Annotated in this window: 14 protein-coding genes, 1 tRNA gene and 2 pseudogenes; 7 read left to right on the top strand and 10 right to left on the bottom strand. The window is 57.9% G+C overall.

Features of this window, described 5'->3' with window-relative positions:
• Positions 1-14: 14 nt before the first annotated feature.
• The 6 genes from AB4N91_RS10555 to AB4N91_RS10580 all read right to left on the bottom strand — a co-directional run bounded on the left by AB4N91_RS10555 (position 15) and on the right by AB4N91_RS10580 (position 6,725).
• On the bottom strand, positions 15-1,037 hold the full coding sequence (locus AB4N91_RS10555) for an ABC transporter permease (protein WP_010460851.1): 1,023 nt from the start codon (positions 1,035-1,037) through the stop codon (positions 15-17).
• On the bottom strand, positions 1,037-2,098 hold the full coding sequence (locus tag AB4N91_RS10560) for a microcin C ABC transporter permease YejB (protein WP_010460849.1): 1,062 nt from the start codon (positions 2,096-2,098) through the stop codon (positions 1,037-1,039). Before AB4N91_RS10560 ends, AB4N91_RS10555 begins: the two co-directional genes overlap by 1 nt.
• On the bottom strand, positions 2,098-3,966 hold the full coding sequence (locus AB4N91_RS10565) for an extracellular solute-binding protein (protein ID WP_010460848.1): 1,869 nt from the start codon (positions 3,964-3,966) through the stop codon (positions 2,098-2,100). Before AB4N91_RS10565 ends, AB4N91_RS10560 begins: the two co-directional genes overlap by 1 nt.
• A 135-nt stretch (positions 3,967-4,101) precedes the next feature.
• A complete protein-coding gene (locus tag AB4N91_RS10570) occupies positions 4,102-4,383 on the bottom strand; it encodes a peptidylprolyl isomerase (protein ID WP_007912303.1) in 282 nt (93 codons plus the stop codon).
• Positions 4,384-4,465: 82 nt separating this feature from the next.
• Entirely contained in the window at positions 4,466-5,347 is an 882-nt protein-coding gene (locus tag AB4N91_RS10575; protein WP_010460843.1) for an esterase/lipase family protein, read from the bottom strand.
• Between the two features lie 289 nt (positions 5,348-5,636).
• Positions 5,637-6,725: a 3-deoxy-7-phosphoheptulonate synthase gene (locus tag AB4N91_RS10580; RefSeq protein ID WP_460112403.1), complete on the bottom strand. Its 1,089-nt coding sequence runs from the start codon at positions 6,723-6,725 to the stop codon at positions 5,637-5,639.
• A 661-nt stretch (positions 6,726-7,386) separates the two neighbouring features.
• On the opposite strand from AB4N91_RS10580, the gene AB4N91_RS10585 reads away from it, so the two are divergent.
• From AB4N91_RS10585 to AB4N91_RS10605, 5 genes are all read left to right on the top strand, one after another.
• On the top strand, positions 7,387-7,830 hold the full coding sequence (locus AB4N91_RS10585) for a GNAT family N-acetyltransferase (RefSeq protein WP_010460839.1): 444 nt from the start codon (positions 7,387-7,389) through the stop codon (positions 7,828-7,830).
• Between the two features lie 127 nt (positions 7,831-7,957).
• Positions 7,958-8,599, top strand: a complete 642-nt coding sequence (gacA, locus tag AB4N91_RS10590) for a response regulator transcription factor GacA (RefSeq protein WP_008015884.1) — start codon at positions 7,958-7,960, stop codon at positions 8,597-8,599.
• Between the two features lie 2 nt (positions 8,600-8,601).
• Positions 8,602-10,425, top strand: coding sequence for an excinuclease ABC subunit UvrC (gene uvrC / locus AB4N91_RS10595; protein WP_077747709.1), 1,824 nt, complete (start codon positions 8,602-8,604; stop codon positions 10,423-10,425).
• Positions 10,426-10,457: 32 nt separating this feature from the next.
• A complete protein-coding gene (pgsA, locus tag AB4N91_RS10600) occupies positions 10,458-11,018 on the top strand; it encodes a CDP-diacylglycerol--glycerol-3-phosphate 3-phosphatidyltransferase (protein ID WP_010460829.1) in 561 nt (186 codons plus the stop codon).
• A gap of 63 nt (positions 11,019-11,081) precedes the next feature.
• Positions 11,082-11,157 (top strand) — tRNA-Gly (locus AB4N91_RS10605).
• Positions 11,158-11,633: 476 nt separating this feature from the next.
• Here the strand turns inward: AB4N91_RS10605 and AB4N91_RS10610 are convergent.
• On the bottom strand, positions 11,634-12,503 hold the full coding sequence (locus tag AB4N91_RS10610) for an NmrA family NAD(P)-binding protein (RefSeq protein WP_010460826.1): 870 nt from the start codon (positions 12,501-12,503) through the stop codon (positions 11,634-11,636).
• A gap of 114 nt (positions 12,504-12,617) precedes the next feature.
• Between AB4N91_RS10610 and AB4N91_RS10615 the strand changes: the two genes are divergently transcribed.
• Positions 12,618-13,538: a LysR family transcriptional regulator gene (locus AB4N91_RS10615; protein WP_169857653.1), complete on the top strand. Its 921-nt coding sequence runs from the start codon at positions 12,618-12,620 to the stop codon at positions 13,536-13,538.
• Positions 13,539-13,568: 30 nt separating this feature from the next.
• Here the strand turns inward: AB4N91_RS10615 and AB4N91_RS10620 are convergent, their stop codons facing one another.
• Positions 13,569-15,392: an NAD(P)/FAD-dependent oxidoreductase gene (locus AB4N91_RS10620; RefSeq protein ID WP_460112405.1), complete on the bottom strand. Its 1,824-nt coding sequence runs from the start codon at positions 15,390-15,392 to the stop codon at positions 13,569-13,571.
• 243 nt (positions 15,393-15,635) lie between these two features.
• Between AB4N91_RS10620 and AB4N91_RS10625 the strand changes: the two are divergent.
• A pseudogene (locus AB4N91_RS10625) lies at positions 15,636-17,526 on the top strand (sigma-54-dependent Fis family transcriptional regulator).
• 161 nt (positions 17,527-17,687) lie between these two features.
• Here AB4N91_RS10625 and AB4N91_RS10630 read toward each other — a convergent pair.
• Positions 17,688-18,007, bottom strand: a pseudogene (locus AB4N91_RS10630) (hypothetical protein).
• 116 nt (positions 18,008-18,123) lie between these two features.
• Positions 18,124-19,086, bottom strand: a complete 963-nt coding sequence (locus AB4N91_RS10635) for an EamA family transporter (RefSeq protein ID WP_460112406.1) — start codon at positions 19,084-19,086, stop codon at positions 18,124-18,126.
• Positions 19,087-19,296: the final 210 nt, after the last annotated feature.

The raw sequence follows: 19,296 nt of genomic DNA on the forward strand, positions 1-19,296 counted from the left end.
ATCTACAGTCCGCGTCAGGATCGGGGATCAAAGGCATCGCGCAACGCCTCGCCGATAAACACCAATAAGGAAAGAATCAGCGCCAGGGTGAAAAACGCCGTCAGCCCCAGCCACGGCGCTTGCAGGTTCTGCTTGCCTTGCCCGATCAGCTCGCCCAGCGATGCGCTGCCGGCCGGCATGCCGAAACCGAGAAAATCCAGGGCCGTGAGGGTGGAGATGGCGCCGGTGAGAATGAACGGCAGGTAGCTCAAGGTCGCGTTCATGGCGTTGGGCAGGATATGCCGGACAATCACTTTTCGATCCGTGAGGCCCAGCGCCCGGGCGGCTTTGACGTATTCCAGATTGCGCCCGCGCAGGAACTCGGCGCGCACCACGTCGACCAGCGCCAGCCAGGAAAACAGCGCCATGATCCCCAGCAGCCACCAGAAATTAGGTTCGACGAACCCCGACAGAATGATCAGCAAGTACAGCACCGGCAAACCGGACCAGACCTCCAGCAAGCGTTGACCCAGCAGGTCGACCCAGCCGCCGTAATAGCCCTGCAAAGCGCCGGCGGCGATGCCGATCAAGGCACTGACGAAGGTCAGCATCAACGCAAACAGGATCGACACCCGTGCGCCGAAAATCACCCGGGCCATGACGTCCCGCGACTGGTCGTCGGTGCCCAGCCAGTTGACGCTGGAGGGCGGGCTCGGCGCCGGTGTATTGAGTTCATAGTTGGGCGTGTCATCGCTGAACGGGATCGGCGGGAACAGCATCCAGCCGCCGTCCTTGTGAATTAGCTTTTGCACGTAGTCGCTGCGATAGTCAGCCTGGAACGGCAGTTGCCCGCCGAACTCCTGCTCGGTGTGGCGCTTGAATACCGGGAAGTACCACTGGCCCTGATAACTGACCACCAGCGGTTTGTCGTTGGCGATCAACTCACCGCCCAAGGTCAGCAGAAACAGGCCAATGAACAGCCACAGCGACCACCAGCCCCGACGGTTTTTCTTGAAGCGTTCAAAGCGGCGACGGCCTAACGGCGAGAGCTTGAACATCAGGCGTTCCTCGCGGCAAAGTCGATACGCGGGTCGACCAGGGTGTAGCAGAGGTCGCCGATCAGTTTTATCAAAAGCCCGAACAGCGTGAAGATAAACAGCGAGCCGAACACCACCGGATAGTCCCGCGACACGGCAGCCTCATAGCTCATGCGCCCCAGACCATCGAGGGAGAAAATCACTTCGATCAGCAGCGACCCGGCGAAGAACACACTGATGAACGCCTGGGGAATCCCCGACACCACCAGCAACATCGCATTGCGGAACACATGGCCGTACAGCACGCGTCGTTCGCTCAAACCTTTGGCCCGTGCGGTGACCACGTACTGGCGCGTGATTTCATTGAGGAACGAGTTCTTGGTGAGGATCGTCAGCGTGGCGAAACCGCCGATCACCAACGCCGTCACCGGCAGCACCAAGTGCCAGAAATAGTCCGCGATCTTGCCCACGGTCGACAGCGATTCGAAGTTGTCCGACACCAGTCCGCGCACAGGGAACCAGTTCAGCGAGGTGCCACCGGCGAAGACCACGATCAGGAACATCGCGAACAGGAACGCCGGCATCGCGTAACCGATGATGATTGCCGTGCTGCTCCAGATGTCGAAATGGCTGCCATGATGCACGGCCTTGCGGATGCCCAGCGGGATCGACACCAGGTACGTGATCAGCGTCGCCCATAGCCCGAGGGAAATGGTCACCGGCATTTTTTCCAGGATCAGGTCGGTGACGGTGGCGCCGCGGAAGAAGCTCTTGCCAAAGTCCAGGCGCGCGTAGCTGGTGAGCATCAGCCACAGGCGTTCGTGTGCGGGCTTGTCGAAGCCGTACTGCTTTTCGATGTCCTTGATCAATTGCGGGTCGAGACCGCGACTGGCCCGGGAGGTGCCGGACATGGTCTCCCCGGAGCCGCCGCCGACACTGGCGCCACCGATGCCTTGCAAATGCGCGATGGCCTGCTCCACCGGACCGCCCGGTGCAGCCTGGACGATGACGAAGTTGACCAGAAGAATGATCACCAGCGTCGGGATGATCAGCAGCAGACGCCGCAGTATGTAAGCCCACATCAATGCGGCCCTCCGGGTGTGCCACGGCGGATTTTTTCCGCCGTCATCTGCTGGTTGGTCAGCGGCGTGGTGCTCACTTCCCACCAGCTTTCGATGGCTTCGTCATTACTGGCCTGCTCGTTGGGCATGCCGAACCGGTTCCACCACACCGTTGAAGTGCCCGGCGGGTAATAGTTGGGAATCCAGTAGTAGTTCCATTGCAGCACCCGGTCCAGTGCGTGGGCGTAACGCAGCATTTCGGGCTGGGTGTTGGCGCGGACCAGGCCGTTGATCAGGGTGTCGACCGCCGGGTTCTTCAGCACCATGTAGTTGTTGGCGCCGGGGTCGTTGGCCGAGACCGAGCCGAAGTAGTTGAACAGCTCGCCACCCGGTGAAGTGGTGACCGGGTAGCCGGTGACGATCATGTCGTAATCGCGGCTCATCAGGCGATTCACATACTGGGACGCGTCGATGCGGCGGATGTTCAGGTCGATGCCGATCTGTTTCAAGGTGCGCTTGTATGGCAGGAGCAATCGGTCCATGCCGTTTTGGCTGACCAGAAAAGTGAAACTCAGTGGCGTGCCATCGGCGTTGACCAGTTGGTCGCCGTCGGGTTTCCAGCCGGCCTGCTCGAGCAAGTCCAGCGCTTGCAATTGTTTGTCGCGAATCAGACCGCTGCCATCGGTTTTCGGCGCTTCGAAGACCTGGGTGAAGACTTCGTCGGGAATCTGCCCACGCAGCGGTTCGAGAATGGCCAGCTCTCCGGCGTCCGGCAGTTTGCGGGCGGCGAGGTCGGTGTTGGAAAAGAAGCTTTGCTGGCGGATGTACAGGTCGCGCATCATCTGCCGATTGCTCCACTCGAAATCCCAGAGCATGGCCAGGGCCTGGCGCACTCGTCGGTCCTGGAATATCGGTTTTTGCAGGTTGAAGACAAAACCCTGGGCCGATTGCGGAGCTTCTGTGGCCAGATGCGCTTTTTGCAGGCGACCGTCGCTCAGGGCCGGGCTTTCGTAGCCGATGGAGTAACCGGTCGCGGAGAATTCGCGGTTGTAGTCATAGGCGCCGCCACGCAGGACCTGGCGGGCGACGTCGGTATCGCCGAAGTACTCGATGCTGAAATGATCGAAGTTGTAGAGGCCGCGGCTGACCGGCAAATCCTTGCCCCACCAGGTGGCATTGCGCTCGAAGGTGATGCTGCGGCCGGAGTCGACCTTGCCCACCTTATAAGGGCCGCTGCCCAATGGCGCCTCATAACCACCGCCATTGGCGAAGTCACGGGTCTTCCACCAGTGTTCGGGAAATACCGGCAACGTGGCGATGTCGAGGGGCAGGGTACGGTTTTCGTTGCTTTTGAAGTCGAACCGGACCGTTAGCGGCGCTTCGACTTCGACGCCTTTGACGTCGGCGAACTGGGTGCGATAGCGCAGGCTGCCCTGGGTCATCAGCAGGTCGAAGGTGTAGCGCACGTCCTGGGCGGTGATCGGTGTGCCGTCGGCGAAACGCGCCTTCGGATTCAAATAGAAGCGCAGCGACATACCGTCGTCGGAGCGCTCCATTTTCTGTGCCACCAGACCGTACACGGTATAGGGTTCGTCCAGCGAACGCTGGGCCAGGGGCGAGTAGAGCAAGCCGTCGATCTGCGTGACGCCAATGCCTTTGTCGATGTACGGCAATATATGGTCGAAATGCCCGATCTCGATGGCCGAGCGACGCATCGTGCCGCCCTTGGGGGCTTGCGGGTTGGCGTAGGCGAAATGACTGAAGCCGGCGGGGTACTTCGCCGGTTCGCCGTACACGGTCAACGCATGTTGCGGTGCAGCATTCACACCGACGGCACTCAACAGCAGGGCCATGGCAGTGAACAACAAAGTGGGGAAAGCCAGTCGCATTGTCAGCCTTAGAGCCGGGTGGTCGATAACCGCAATTTGTACGCTAGCGGCGCGTCCCTCGCCAGCCGTATTACGTATCCGAAACACAACGGCCCGCCAAAAGGCGGGCCGCTGTGCAGAATATCAGAGTGCTGATCAGTCCTGACGGCTGGTCACTTCCAGCAGGTGGTAACCGAACTGGGTCTTGACCGGGCCTTGCACCACGTTGATAGGTGCGCTGAAGACGACGGTGTCGAACTCCTTGACCATCTGTCCTGGACCGAACGAGCCGAGGTCGCCGCCCTGGCGGCTGGATGGGCAAGTGGAGTTGGCTTTGGCAACTTCGGCGAAATCAGCGCCGCCTTCGATCTGGGCCTTGAGTTCGTTGCACTTGTCTTCCGAGCTAACCAGGATGTGACGGGCAGTGGCTTTAGCCATGGAAAATTCTCCTTTCAATGTTCAGTAAAGTGCGGAGCCTACCGGATTCAGTGGCCTATTTCTCGACAAAGTTCCGGACAGATTATAGGCCGGCATTTCTCAGGCGCTCGGCATGCTGCACATACAAGGCAATTGGATCGATGCCCTTGCGCAGCGGGCCGGCGGTTTGACAGAGGCTGTCCAGATGATCCAGCGGATAGTCGGAACGGATGACTTTGCCTAAATGGGAGCTGTAGCGGCCCACCATGCCGTCATTTTGCTCTGCCTCGGTGGTGAAGTAGCGAGAGAAGGCCTGGAGGAAACCGTGCAGCGGACTGACCGCCCCCAGCCCTTTATCGAGAAGGTCACCCTGCAATGTGCCGCTCCAGGAGTAATAACGCACGCCGTTCACCAGTTCGCGCCCCTTGCCGCCCCAGGTTTTCGGCAGTCCTTGCGGGTATTTGTCGTTGAACGCGCCCACACCTTCGGTGGTCAAGGCGTTGAGCGCAGCGATGGCATTCTGCGGCAAATGCTGATGACCGCTGAGCAACGACAGAAAGTCAGCAAACAGCGTGGCAACCGTGGCCGCGACGTGTTCCGGCAGGCGTCCCGGTGTGAGGGCCTTGCGCAGGAAATCGGCCAGTTCCGAGCCGTGGTTCGGGCCGCTGACCGAAGTCACCGACGCGACGACCTCCGGCGCGATGGCGGCGGCGTAACGTGCTGCGAGGGCACCCTGACTGTGACCGATCAGGTTGACCTGGTGGGCGCCGGTTCCTTCCAGCACCCGTTCGATCTGTGCCAACAGTTGGTCACCGCGCACTTCGTTGCTTTGGGTAGCCGAGAGGTGGGGGATGAACACTCTTGCACCGGCACTTCTGAGGGCCTGCTTGACGTCATGGAAGAGTTCGACTTTGCCAATGCGATCAAAGCCGAAGAGGCCGTGGATCAACAGGATTGGATACTGAGTAGTTGCATTCCGTAGCATGTTCATTCCTTTTTCGCGATGGTTCAGAGAGGTGAATATGGGCTCACTCTAAAGCACACCAGCGGCTCGGCGATGTATGAGGAATCCGCTGTAAGTTGATGAAAAAGGTATAGAAAACGTAGGAAAGTTCGAAAGAGCCTGAGGTCCCGTTCGGAATATTTGGACATCTTTTTGTCGCTCGCCGAGCGCATCAATGCAACGGCCTACTGTGTCAACGCCGTTTACCTGTCAACCGATTCGCTTTTCAGACGCCCAGCCCTCGAACCGAGGGCTGGGAGGTCGGCGGTGGTTACGCCGGTCGCTGAACGCCGTTCTGTTCCCGCAGCCGGTCGACGGCCTGTCGCAACAGGTGTTCCGTTCCGGTCCAGCCGAGGCAGCCATCAGTCACCGATACGCCGTAGCGCAGCGATGGGCTCAAGGGCTGGCAGCCTTCGAACAAATGGCTCTCGATCATCATGCCGATCAGCGATCGATCGCCTTGCAGGCGTTGCTCAAGCACATCGTTGAATACGGCGGGCTGACGAGCCGGGTCTTTGCCGCTGTTGGCGTGGCTGCAGTCGACCATGATCCGTGCGGGGATCTTGAGTCGGGTCAAGTCGCTGTTCACTTGGGCGACGCTGTCGCGATCGTAGTTCGGCCCGCGATGACCGCCGCGCAACACCAGATGGGTGTCGGGATTGCCCGGGGTTTGAATGATCGCAGGATGCCCCTGGCTGTCGACACCGAAATGACGATGCGGGTGGGCGGCCGAACGCATGGCATCGCTGGCAACGGCCACGCCGCCATCGGTGCCGTTCTTGAATCCGACGGGCATGCTCAGGCCGCTGGCCATTTCCCGGTGGATTTGCGACTCAGTGGTGCGGGCACCGATGGCGACCCAGCTCAGCAGATCGTCGAAGTAGCCGGCCGCCATCGGTTGCAACAGTTCGGTGGCAATTGGCAAGCCGAGGCGCAGCATTTCGCGCATCAGTTCACGGGACAGGGTCAAGCCGCCGGCCATGTCATCGCTGCCGTCAAGCTGCGGGTCGTAGGCCAGGCCTTTCCAGCCGACCGTGGTGCGGGGCTTTTCGACGTAGGCGCGCATTACCAGCAACAGCTGGTCGCTGACTTCGGCGGCGAGGCGAGCGAGGTGGGTGGCGTATTCGAGGGCGGACTGGGGATCGTGAATCGAGCAAGGGCCGACGATGACCAGCAGACGGGAATCTTCACCGTTGAGGATCGCGCGGACCGCGTCGCGGTGGGCGGCGACTTGCCGGGTCAGGGCGTTGTTGAGGGGCAGTTGCTGCTTGAGTTGCAACGAGCTGGGCAGACGCAGGGTCAGCGCTTCATTGGCGGGACTCAAGGTGGACAGCGGCAGAGCAGAGACGGACGAGTTCATATTCAGGCTTCCTGGGCTGGCGGCGGGTTCGTTCCCGCGCGCTCGGCCCTACTGGGGTGTTCGACAATTGGCCGGATTGGCTGCGTGTGTGTGCTTGCCACCTGTGGGTGACCGATCGGAGGCGGCAGGCTGTCCCGAGCGGAGGCTGCTAAATCGCCAGGCGGAAAAACTGTCGTAACGGTAATAGGTGGCGTAGTTCATTTCGTAAATCCTCTGGTTGTCTGGTGTGTCGCAAAAAAATCAGGAGCTGAAAAAACAAAACCCCCGGTCGGGAAGCCGACCGGGGGTTGAGAATTCTCTGGTGGCGACCCGTTTAAAGTGGGCGCCGTGTGGGTATCAGGCGCGCCAGTGGCTAAACCAATACCCAAAATAAAAGCTGACCGGAGCACAAACGTCAGTCGCCCGGGCAGCCGTAACCGAGCGTGAGGCGCTGGCGGTACGAAGCTGTAAGAGGGCGTTGAACATGGTCTGTCTCCGATGAATGCCCCGAGCTTACTAGAGGCCGGTGCGCGGTTTCAATCAGAAAATGCTATCGATGACCGATCACCCTTTCTATCGCTTGAGTGGTCGAGGTTTGTGACACACTTTGGGCGTCGCTCACGAGTGATGTCACAAGGGCGAACCATGACGACACTGATCGTTGGCACCTGCGGAGGTTTTAATGGCTTTTGACTGGCGCCCGGCAACATCCGGCGACCTTGATTTCGCTCGCGAACTGACCTGTCGCAACATGCTCCGCTATTACATTCAAAATGACCTGCTCTGGCAGGACGAGGCGTTCGATGTCGCCTGGGCCGGGCGCGAGAACTGGTTGATTGTCCGGGACGATGTCTTGCTGGGTTATGTGAGCCTCAGTCGCGACTCCAGGGCTTTGTATATCCGCGAATTGCACGTGCTGGAAGCGTTTCAGGGGCAGGGTGCCGGTTCCTGGGCGATCGATCAGGTATTGGCCATGGCGTGCAAGGAACGGCGTCCAGCATTACGCCTGACAGTTTTTGAAACGAATCCGGCCAAAGCGCTGTACGAGAGAAAAGGACTGAAGGTAGCCGGCCAAGACGAGTGTTTCCTGAGAATGCAGCGTGATCTCGATGAGCTGTACCGCTGAAACACGCTAGCGACAAGCCTTTCAAGATGTATTGAAACTTTTTATATAGCGCTTGCCGCTAGGTCTGCCAGTCGCTTTTTGCTAAGGTGTCCGGCAACCCAATAAGACCATATCGCGAGGTGTCTGCTTGATTAGGGTGCTAGTAGTCGATGACCATGATCTCGTTCGTACAGGCATTACACGAATGCTGGCTGACATCGATGGCCTGCAAGTAGTCGGCCAGGCTGAGTCGGGGGAGGAATCCCTGCTTAAAGCGCGTGAGTTGAAACCCGATGTGGTGCTGATGGACGTCAAGATGCCCGGGATCGGCGGTCTTGAAGCCACGCGCAAGTTATTGCGCAGTCATCCGGACATCAAAGTCGTCGCGGTTACCGTGTGCGAGGAAGATCCGTTTCCTACGCGGCTGCTGCAGGCCGGTGCCGCCGGTTATCTGACCAAGGGCGCCGGGTTGCCGGAAATGGTCCAGGCCATTCGCCTGGTGTTTGCCGGGCAACGCTACATCAGCCCGCAGATTGCACAGCAACTGGCGATCAAATCCTTTCAGCCGACCAACGATTCGCCCTTCGACGCGCTGTCGGAACGCGAGATCCAGATCGCATTGATGATTGTCGGCTGTCAGAAAGTCCAGATCATTTCCGACAAGCTCTGCCTGTCGCCCAAAACGGTCAACACTTACCGTTACCGCATTTTCGAGAAGCTCTCGATCAGCAGTGATGTCGAGCTGACGCTGTTGGCGGTGCGTCACGGCATGGTCGATGCCAGCCTCTGAAAATGACCGAAGTCTTTGATCCAGGCGCTTTTCTGTCGACCGTCAGTGGGCGCCCCGGCGTCTACCGCATGTTCGACAGCGATGCTCGCCTTCTGTATGTCGGCAAAGCCAAGAACCTGAAAAATCGCCTGTCGAGCTACTTCCGCAAATCCGGTCTCGCGCCCAAGACGGCGGCGCTGGTCGCCCGTATCGCCCAGGTCGAAACCACCATCACGGCCAACGAAACGGAAGCCTTGCTGCTTGAGCAGACGCTGATCAAGGAGTGGCGTCCGCCGTATAACATCCTGCTGCGCGATGACAAATCCTACCCTTACGTCTTTCTTTCGGATGGCCAGTTTCCTCGTCTGAGCATTCATCGCGGTGCGAAAAAGGCCAAGGGCAAGTATTTCGGTCCGTATCCCAGCGCGGGCGCGATTCGCGAAAGCTTGAGCTTGCTGCAAAAAACGTTTTTTGTTCGCCAGTGCGAAGACAGCTATTACAAGAACCGCACGCGCCCTTGTCTGCAATACCAGATCAAGCGCTGCAAGGCCCCGTGTGTCGGGCTGGTAGAGCCTGAAGTGTATGCCGAGGACGTTCGCCACTCAGTGATGTTCCTTGAAGGCCGCAGCAATGCGCTGACCGACGAGTTGTCCGCGGGCATGGAAGAGGCGGCGATCAACCTCGAGTTCGAGCGCGCCGCCGAGTTGCGTGACCAGATTTCGCTGCTGCGTCGAGTCCAGGATCAGCAAAGCATGGAAGGCGGAACCGGCGATATCGATGTGATCGCTGCGTTCGTCAATCCGGGCGGTGCCTGTGTTCACCTGATCAGCGTGCGCGGTGGGCGGGTGTTGGGCAGCAAGAATTTCTTCCCTCAGGTCGGCATCGACGAGGACGTTTCCGAGGTCATGGCTGCCTTTCTGGGCCAGTACTTCATTACCAGTCCTGAGCGCGACCTGCCGAGCGAACTGATCGTCAACGTGGTTCACGAAGACTTTCCGACCCTCATTGTGGCCATCGAAGAGCTGCGCGGTCGCGAGTTGACCATCAGCCATCGGGTACGGGGTACGCGAGCACGCTGGCAACAATTGGCGGTCACCAATGCCGAGCAGGCGTTGGGCGCGAGGCTGGCCAACCGTCAACACGTCGCCGCGCGTTTCGATGCCCTGGCAGAAGTCTTGAACCTGGACGAGCCGCCACAGCGCCTGGAGTGCTACGACATCAGCCACTCCAGCGGCGAAGCCACCGTGGCGTCGTGCGTGGTGTTCGGTCCGGAAGGCCCGATCAAGTCCGACTATCGTCGTTACAACATCGAAGGCGTCACCCCGGGCGACGACTATGCGGCCATGCACCAGGCCCTGACGCGGCGCTTCAGTAAACTGAAGGACGGGGAGGGCAAGTTGCCGGACATTCTGCTGGTGGACGGCGGCAAGGGTCAGCTGTCGATGGCCCGCGACGTGCTCAATGAGCTGGCGGTGCCTGACCTGATTCTGCTGGGCGTGGCCAAGGGGGCGACGCGCAAGGCCGGTTTTGAAACCCTGTACCTCAACGACGCAGCTCACGAATTTACCTTGCGCGGTGATTCCCCCGCGCTGCATCTGATTCAACAGATACGCGATGAAGCCCACCGTTTCGCCATTACCGGGCACCGGGCCCGCCGTGGTAAAACCCGGCGCACCTCGACACTTGAGGGCGTTGCAGGCGTCGGACCGACACGCCGCCGCGATTTGTTAAAACATTTTGGTGGATTGCAGGAGCTGTCTCGTGCCAGCATCGAAGAGATCGCCAAAGCACCCGGGATCAGTAAAAAGCTCGCAGAGTTGATTTATGCAAATCTGCACAGCGAGTAGAATGCCACCTCACCTCGTAGCCAGTTGTGCCGATGAATATCCCTAATCTGATTACCGTTCTACGCGTCCTGCTCATCCCGATCTTCATTTTACTGTTCTACCTGCCGTACCAATGGAGCTACATGGCCTCCGCTTCGGTCTTCGCATTTGCCGCCGCCACAGACTGGCTGGACGGTTATCTGGCCCGTCGTCTGGAGCAAAGCACACCATTCGGGGCGTTCCTTGACCCCGTGGCTGACAAGCTGATGGTGGCTGTTGCGCTGGTGTTGCTGGTGCAAGAACACGGCAACCTGTGGCTCACGCTGCCGGCGGCCGTCATCATCGGCCGCGAAATTGTCGTCTCGGCGCTTCGCGAGTGGATGGCCGAACTCGGTGCACGGGCTCACGTTGCCGTGTCGAACCTGGGCAAATGGAAAACCGCCGCGCAAATGCTGGCGCTGGTGATCCTGCTGGCCAATCCATCGGACTTTACCTTCTGGGTCTTGATCGGTTATGCCTTGCTGCTGGTATCTGCCGGCCTGACATTGTGGTCCATGGTCCAATACCTGCGGGCTGCCTGGCCGCATCTGAAGACCGACGTGGAAAAGAAATAAAACTTTTTTGAATCAAAGGGTTGACGGGGCTTCTGGATTCTATAGAATGCGCCACACCAAGACGCGGGAATAGCTCAGTTGGTAGAGCACGACCTTGCCAAGGTCGGGGTCGCGAGTTCGAGTCTCGTTTCCCGCTCCAGATGTTGTTTTGCAGAGCTCCATTGAGCTCTGCAAATCTAGAAAATAGAGGCTTCGGCCTCTTTTTTCGTTCCGGCGAATTCTACCGAAATCTACCTGCAGCCACGAATTTTAAGTACATCAATGAGTACATTGAAATCCGCGCTTTGCTGATAGCCGTTTCCAGATAGATGACGCATTGCCGGACCCGTACATCTCTCACTCTTTTTAGCCTTTTTAAGCGGACGCCCATTCCACAAGAATGCCGTCCCTATTTCGAGTCCTTCAAGGTCCAGGTCATTGCCAATATGTGGTGTCGCAGGAGCGCCAGCGGTTTGGGGATTGTATGCCTCCAGGCTTTCCGAACCTGATCACAGCCTGCTTTGCCGGAGTCTTGCCGGCGTACAGAAAATGATTAGGTGCAGAAAGTGGGGTTAAACGGCTTGGCGTTTCTCCAGCGGTTGCTACAAGAGATTGGGCTTGGGGAAGTGGCTTTACTTAAAGTTTGAAGACTTCCTTTAGCATCCCTTCCAAATGTTTTGGCTTACGGCCCAACAGTTTTTCAAGCGTACGACTGCTCTGGTCAAAAGCGCCATTATCGATGGCGTTACCCCAGCCGCTGATGAATTTCGCGACCGCAGTTGGCCAGCCTTCACTTTCCCGAGCTGCAATGAATGCTTCAGCGGAAATTGGCTGGTACTCAATGGGCATGCCCGTCAATCGAGAAAACCCGTCTGCGACATCTTGGAATGACCACGTCTGTCCTGCATTTAGCAAGCAGGTGCGGTTCTCGTACCCAGTCTGGGTGAGCAAGGCAGCACCTGCTTCTGCAAGCTCTGCGTAGGTGACTGGCCCAATTCGACCTTGGCCTGCTGGGACACTGAAGCCTTCATTTGCCGCATTGGCACCGATGAAGAAGGGCAAGTCGTCGGCGTATAACGGATGTTGAATAATCGTGTACGTGAGGCCCGACTTTTCAAGAAGTCGCTCGGTAGCAATATCGCTCTCCGTCACCCCTTCAATAGGTGCCAGCTCATCGTTGATCCGTTGAATACTGGTGTAAACCACATGGCGAACACCCGCCCGGCCGGCAGCAACGATCACGTTTGTATGGTGGGCAACACGATCACTGAACGCAACGGCTGATACCAGGTAGATTTTTTCAACTCCTTCGAATGCCGCCACCAACGAATCGTAGTCGGTGTAATCCCCGTAGCGCACTTCTATGCCTAAGGCAGCCAGAGGCTCAGCCTTTTCAGTATCACGTGCCATTGCCACAACATTTGATGCCGGGATTTTTTGTACCAGTGAACGCAAGACTGCATTGCCCAATCTGCCTGTCGCGCCAGTAACTAGAATTTTTGTCATGAGTCTTTGCTTTCCAATCGTAATGATCCGGTAGGCACAATCATGACCAAAGCATCAGGGATAAATTAGTCTCCAATCGGTAGAATCACCTTCAACCAAAAGTTGGAGATGACCATGGAAACCCTCGGCAATCTGGAATCGTTCGTTCGCGCCGCGGAGGCCAGCAGCTTTTCCGAAGCAGCCAGGCGTATGGGGATTTCCGCTGCTGCCGTGAGTAAGAATGTGGCACGGCTCGAAGCCAATTTAGGCACCCGACTCTTCCAGCGCAGCACAAGAAGCCTGACCCTCACTGAGGCAGGAGAATTGTTCTACCAGCAAGTCTCGGGCAGCGTCGAAACCATCCAAGGTGCTATCGCGCAAATAGGTGATGCCCGAGAAGTCCCGGCAGGGCGATTACGGGTCAATTTGTCTCCGTCTTTCGCTTACGATTATGTCCTGCCACTACTCAAAAGTTTCAAACAGCGTTACCCCGAGGTAGTTCCGGACTGGCACTTGGAAATCCGTCGCGTCGATTTGATTGGTGAAGGTTTTGATGTGGCCATTGGTGGCGGTATTGAATTATCTCCGGGAATCGTAGCGAGAGAGTTGGCCAAACTTCATCTTGTCGCTGTTGCAGCTCCGCAGTGGTTGGAGGGGCGGACAATGCCCGTTGTTCCTGGCGATTTGCAGGGGGTGGATGGCATCGTAATGCGTTCGACCAGCACAGGGCGTTTGCTCAACTGGACACTTCGGGATGCTGGAGAAGGGCGGTTTGATGTCAACCTGAAACCGACGGCCATAATGAACGATCCAGAAGCATTGTGTAGCTGTGCATTGATGGGGTTGGGTGTCGGGCTGGTACCGATGGAGCGCGCGTGGCCTTGGTTGCAACGCGGTGATCTGGTTCGTTTGTTACCGGATTGGTATGTGGATCTAGGTGTCGTTTCGGTGTACTTCTCGTCCCGAAAAGCTTTGCCGGCCAAAACACGAGTGTTCTTGGATTTTCTGCTGGAGCATTTTCAAGGATCGCTCAGCCAGCGTTTCCGTGCCGATTGAGCGCCCAACCTCGGTTGGGCGCCTTCTGACTCAGCCAGTGTGATGACTCTTTGCAAGGCCGTAGATGGATGTGTCGAAGCCTTCGAAGCGCGCCTTTAACTGCAACGCCAGATACAGCGAATAATGCCGTGACTGGTGTAGGTTGCCACCGTGGAACCAGAGGTTTTCCTGCTGTGTGGGCTTCCACATGTTGCGCAATTCGCCCTCATACGGACCAGGATCATTCGTGGTTCCAGACCCCAGTCCCCAGCAACGGCCGACCTTGTCAGCGACTTCCTGGGAAATCAGCTTCGCCGCCCACCCATTCATTGAGCCATAGCCCGTGGCGTAGACGATCAGATCTGCAGGTAGGCGGCTGCCATCGTTGAGGACGACGGCATCTGCTTCGATGCGTTCGACACCCAGGCCTGGCGCGCTTTTGAGCTTGATCGTGCCGTTAGCGATGAGTTCGCAGGCGCCGACGTCTATGTAGTAACCAGAACCACGGCGGACGTACTTCATGAAAAGGCCAGATTCGTCATCACCGAAATCGAGCATGAAGCCGGCCTTGGTCAAACCCTCGTAGAAGTCCTTGTCACGCTCCTTGATCGCCTCAAAGATGGGTTGATGGAAGCTTGGCATCACTTTGTAGGGGATAGAGGCGAATAGCATGTCAGCCTTGTCGGTGGTCAAGCCTGTCTCCAGGGCGTCTTCAGAGTAGAGCCCGCCGAAGACCAGCTCCATCAAGCTGTCGGAGCGTACGATGTGGGTGCTGGAGCGCTGCACCATGGTCACCTCGACACCGTTCTCCACCAAGTTGGCGCAGATATCGTGAGCAGAGTTGTTGGCACCGATGACAACCGCGCGCTTGCCGCGCCAGGCGTCCCCGCCGGGGTGGCGGCTGGAATGGTGCTGCTGGCCATTGAAAATCTCAGCACCCGGGTAAACAGGAACGTTGGGGACGCCAGACATGCCAGTGGCGAGGATCAACTGTGTAGGCTGTAAAGTCAAACGCTCGCCATCGCGCTGCACTTCAACCTTCCAGGTGCCACTTTGCTCGTCAAAGTTGGCACTCACGCATTCGGTACGCGGCCAATAATTGAGCTCCATGACTTTGGTGTACATTTCCAGCCAGTCTCCAATCTGGTCTTTTGGGGTGAAGACTGGCCAGTGATCGGGGAAGGGCAGGTAAGGCATATGGTCGTACCAGACAGGGTCGTGCAGGCACAGCGACTTGTAGCGACCGCGCCACTGATCTCCAGGACGCTCGGCTTTGTCGACGATCAGAGTTGGCACGCCCATTCGCTTGAGCCGCGCAGCGAGCCCCAGCCCACCTTGGCCGCCACCAACGATCAGGCAGTAAGGTTGGGTGGTAATGCCTAGCGAAGCTTCTTCATCTTGGCGACGCTCTAACCAGTTGCGTTTGTCGGCGTGGGTGTGACCATGACTTGCACCCATTGGACGACGGCGGCCACTGGGTTCTTCAAAGCCTTTGAGCTCGCGCATGGCTGTCAACAGCGTCCAGCACACACCGTCTTTTAGGCGAACGTAGCCTTTACCTCGCGCCGCTTCGGTTTCCAGGCTGATCCAACCTTCGAGCACACCGTCATTCAGCGTCGCTTCACCTTCCAGTTTCCATCGCTCAGGACGAGTCTGGTCGAGGCGTGCTTCGAGCATGTCTCGGATGGCAGGCTTGCCTTCGAGGGTCACCAGGTTCCAGCTGAAAAGTAGCAGGTCACGCCAGTGACACTCTTCGGCAAACAGTTCCAGTACGCCGTCCACATCACGTTGGGCGAGACGCTCGCCGAGGTTTTCGACCCAAGCCGCGAGTTGAGCAGTTGGCGTGTGCAGAGGTGTTTCAAAAGCGATGTTCATGGGGCTTCTCCGATCTTGTTGTTTTTGTACAACTTGCCCCTGAGCAAGGCTCGGGCCACCTTCGCGAAAGCCCCATTGCAGAGCGGCTGCTGCGGTGTTGCTCAGGCTTGGATTCGCAGATCTGTCACGATTCTGAAAATGGTGGATGACAGAGTGTCACTCGGTGCAAAAAGCGCTGGTTGCGATCTTTTCATATAAGCTGCGAACAGACCCGTGTCCTAACCGTAACGGAGAACAAGAATAATGAAGCCGGCCTTGATCAACGCCCATGCACAACAAGTGCTGCAAGCCGTGCAGGGTACTCACGCCACCCATGGCCCTATTGCTGACTTGGCTATCACACGATCCTGGCGCCGGTGCCTGGATCAATATCAGCTCGATCCTGCCAGTCGCCGCGCACCTAACGTGGTTGAGCATCCACGCTTGCAGGATCACCGCGCGCCACTGGAACACATCATCGCTGTGGCTCACTGGCAGATGAGCAACTTGCACCAACAGCTCGGACGTGATGGCCACGTGGTGCTACTCACCGACGCTCGCGGTGTGGCGATCGACAGCGTGTTCAATGACTCCGAACGAGCCGAATTGCAGCGTTCCGGACTTTGGCTCGGTTCGGTATGGAGCGAGGATTGTGAGGGAACCAACGGTGTCGGCACCTGCCTGGTCGAGCGACAGCATGTCACTATCCGTCGTGATCAACATTTCCGTGGCAAGCATGCCGGCTTAACCTGTTCGGCCAGCCCAGTATTTGATGCGAGCGGAGAGTTGCTCGCCGTTCTTAACCTCTCTTCTGTGCGAGAGGAACAAGGTCTTCAGCAGCACTTCAAAGCAATGGCATTGACCAACCTGACAGCCCATTTGATCGAGAGCTGTTATTTCCTGGGGCATGATCCGCAGCGATACTTGCTGCGCTTCCCACCCGGAGTCCGGCTACGTCGGGCTATTGGGGGAGGGGTTGCTCAGTTTCGACGAGAGCGCTTGTATCTGTTCAGTCAATCATGCGGCGCTCGAGCTGCTGGGCCTCAGCCGTGAGCAGGTGGTTGGGCAATCTCTGACGATGTTGCTGGAGACACCTCTCGATCAGGTGATGAGTCAGGCCAGCTCGCAGCCAAGTGTCTGCTGGCCAATGCGGCTGCTGGACGGACGCCAGCTCTACGGACAGTTGCGAGAACCCTTACGCCGAGTGCCTTCCGGCACTCCTGCAATCCCCAAAATTGACGACGGGCAAGTGTGTCTCGAAGATCCGCGCTTGCAACGCGGCTTTGCTCGCGCATTGCGTGTTTTGGAGCGTGACGTACCCGTGTTTTTACAAGGTGAAACCGGTACAGGCAAAGAAGCTTTTTCTGCTGCGCTGCATCGCGCCAGCTCCAGGGTTAGCCAGCCGTTTGTAGCGATCAATTGCGCGGCCATTCCAGAAACGCTGATCGAGAGCGAGCTGTTCGGCTATCACGGCGGCAGCTTTACTGGCGCACGCAAGGACGGAATGATCGGTAAGCTGGAGCAAGCCCATGGCGGCATTCTATTTCTCGATGAGATCGCCGATATGCCCCTGGCGTTGCAGACTCGCCTGCTGCGGGTGCTGGAGGAACGTCAGGTGGTGCCCCTAGGCGGCGCGACGGCACGTCCGCTCGATATTCGCCTTATCAGTGCCAGCCACCAGGATCTGCACACCTGTGTGGTCGAAGGGCGTTTTCGCGAAGACTTGTTTTATCGCATTGCCGGTTTCTCCGTGCAGCTCCCACCGTTACGTGAGCGTTCAGACAAGGGTCGTTTGCTCGACCTTCTACTGCGCGAAGAGGCAAAAGGTGCAAGGATTCGGCTCGAGGCCGGAGTTAGAGAGCGCTTGCTGACGCATCCTTGGCCGGGTAATGTCCGGCAGCTGCGCACGTGTCTGCGCACACTGATAGCGTTGTCGATGGAGGGACGTGTCACTCTGGAGGACTTGGCGGAGTTGCTACCGGCAGTTCCAGCCGTGTTAGCCGAAAACCCACTTGGAGTGTCCGAACGGCAGACACTGCTAACGTTGATTGAGGCGGAACATTGGCACATCGCTCATGTCGCCGCCCGCCTGGGGATCAGCCGTAATACGCTCTACCGCAAACTGCGCCAGCATGGTATTTCGCGCCCCGGTTGAATGCCGAACCGCTGTGCCTGACTGACGTCTTGAAGGATACCGGCCAAGTGATGTCGGTTTGAGCGGGCTACAACCCTGACCGGGGCGCCGATAGTCGTGTCGAAGGCGTGCTCAAATTGGCCACTGGCATCACCACTCAGATATTGACCTTGAACCGGCAGTTATTCGGCTTCATGAAGCGAGCTGAACCACTCCGCATACGGAGTATTCGTCACCCGGTACCTGTTGAGGTCAGGACTATCATCTTCCCACCAGACAGGGCCCCGTTCACCGAGCGCTACCTTGGCCTTTTGCACCTTTTCCCGGCCAGCTTCGTTTGCGATGCGTCTCCCGAAGCCTTAGCTTTCTTCACCTCACGTCGAGCTGCCATGAGCTCATCTACGAGACTCTGCCGCACATCCTCCTTAAGCGATGGATTAGAACATCGCCACAGCTGCCCTTTGACAACAAAGTAACGACCGTCAGGTGTTACTGGGTTCATTCCACACCTCCGATTTTCCAAAGGGCGCTCGTTCAATGAAGTCACAATGGATGACTACCTAAGTTCTCGGGTAGGACGGCGGTTACGTTGTTTAACCCCAAGCAGTATCCCTGCTATTAGCACTGTGCCCGTCGCGCTTTTTCGTCAGCCTTGATAGCTGATGTGCGATACGTCAGCAAAACGATACAGGTGACCACAATCGCCCCACCCAGAACCTGCCCCGCACTGAGCATCTGATCCAGCACAATCCAGCCCATCAGTAACGTCGCCAGCGGCTCGATGTTCATTACCGGCGCATTGCGTGGCATGTCCAGCCGAGGCACCAAAATAAACAGTACGATAAAACCCGTGCCGTACAGCACCACCAAGGTGGCAAGGGCCAACCATCCGGTTGACGTCGCGGGCAGATTTAGTCCGCCTGGAAGGGCGCCAGCCAACCCCGCAAGATTGACGCTGCCGAATACGATAAAAATGGTCAACAGACTGCGCACCGAACCACGTACCTGAGACAACTTGTGGTCAGTAATCCACAGCGCGCATGCGAATACGCTGGCGGCGCAGAACGCGAACACGACGCCCAGCAGCCATTCTTGGCTGACGTTGGTCGTGGTCGACACACGCCCGGGGACATCCAACACAAACACCAGCCCAACCAGAATCAAACCCATCAACGTAGCGGTGCGTGCAGTCGGTCTCGGGCCACCCACTACCCAGGTGAGCAACGCCAGCAAGATAGGAAACACGTTGGCCACCAGCAGCGCCAGCGCCACTGGGATTCGTGCTACAGCGGAGTACAGACACAGGCTCTGCACGGTAATCAGAAGGCCCAACAGCAACTGCCAGTGCCAGGTACCCGGCGGCGGACGCAGACTTTGTTTTTGCCACAACACCAGGATGGCGAGCACCAGCAAGGTCCCGCCAGAACGCATCAAAATCGCCAACAACACACCCGCGCCATCGTCAAAAGCGACCCGTGCCGCCACATGGTTACCGGCGAACGCGCAGCCCATGCACAAAAGTATGATCACGGCGAGATGGCGGGGGAAGGGTATGGTTTGGGCATACGTAGGGCGGGGCATGGCAGGTCTCGAAGAGTGATAGGCCGACTCAGGTGGCGGGGGCATTTTTATAATGTTGTCGTACAACTGGATTGGTTTGTATCGTATTCGAGTAGGCCGGGCAAGAGGGTTTCGGGCGCTGCAGGCTCTGGTATTGCGTTGGAGGGGTGATTTTTTGCTTCTTTGGTTAATGATTGGAGATCGTATGACTAGGGTGCGCAGGCCTATTCC

The organism is Pseudomonas sp. H3_D04, assembly GCF_054669175.1.

Coding starts and splice junctions, on each gene's coding strand:
- AB4N91_RS10555 (WP_010460851.1), bottom strand. CDS start 1,037: ATGTTCAAGCTCTCGCCGTTAGGCCGTCGCCGCTTTGAACGCTTCAAG.
- AB4N91_RS10560 (WP_010460849.1), bottom strand. CDS start 2,098: ATGTGGGCTTACATACTGCGGCGTCTGCTGCTGATCATCCCGACGCTG.
- AB4N91_RS10565 (WP_010460848.1), bottom strand. CDS start 3,966: ATGCGACTGGCTTTCCCCACTTTGTTGTTCACTGCCATGGCCCTGCTG.
- AB4N91_RS10570 (WP_007912303.1), bottom strand. CDS start 4,383: ATGGCTAAAGCCACTGCCCGTCACATCCTGGTTAGCTCGGAAGACAAG.
- AB4N91_RS10575 (WP_010460843.1), bottom strand. CDS start 5,347: ATGCTACGGAATGCAACTACTCAGTATCCAATCCTGTTGATCCACGGC.
- AB4N91_RS10580 (WP_460112403.1), bottom strand. CDS start 6,725: ATGAACTCGTCCGTCTCTGCTCTGCCGCTGTCCACCTTGAGTCCCGCC.
- AB4N91_RS10585 (WP_010460839.1), top strand. CDS start 7,387: ATGGCTTTTGACTGGCGCCCGGCAACATCCGGCGACCTTGATTTCGCT.
- uvrC (WP_077747709.1), top strand. CDS start 8,602: ATGACCGAAGTCTTTGATCCAGGCGCTTTTCTGTCGACCGTCAGTGGG.
- pgsA (WP_010460829.1), top strand. CDS start 10,458: ATGAATATCCCTAATCTGATTACCGTTCTACGCGTCCTGCTCATCCCG.
- AB4N91_RS10610 (WP_010460826.1), bottom strand. CDS start 12,503: ATGACAAAAATTCTAGTTACTGGCGCGACAGGCAGATTGGGCAATGCA.
- AB4N91_RS10615 (WP_169857653.1), top strand. CDS start 12,618: ATGGAAACCCTCGGCAATCTGGAATCGTTCGTTCGCGCCGCGGAGGCC.
- AB4N91_RS10620 (WP_460112405.1), bottom strand. CDS start 15,392: ATGAACATCGCTTTTGAAACACCTCTGCACACGCCAACTGCTCAACTC.
- AB4N91_RS10635 (WP_460112406.1), bottom strand. CDS start 19,086: ATGCCCCGCCCTACGTATGCCCAAACCATACCCTTCCCCCGCCATCTC.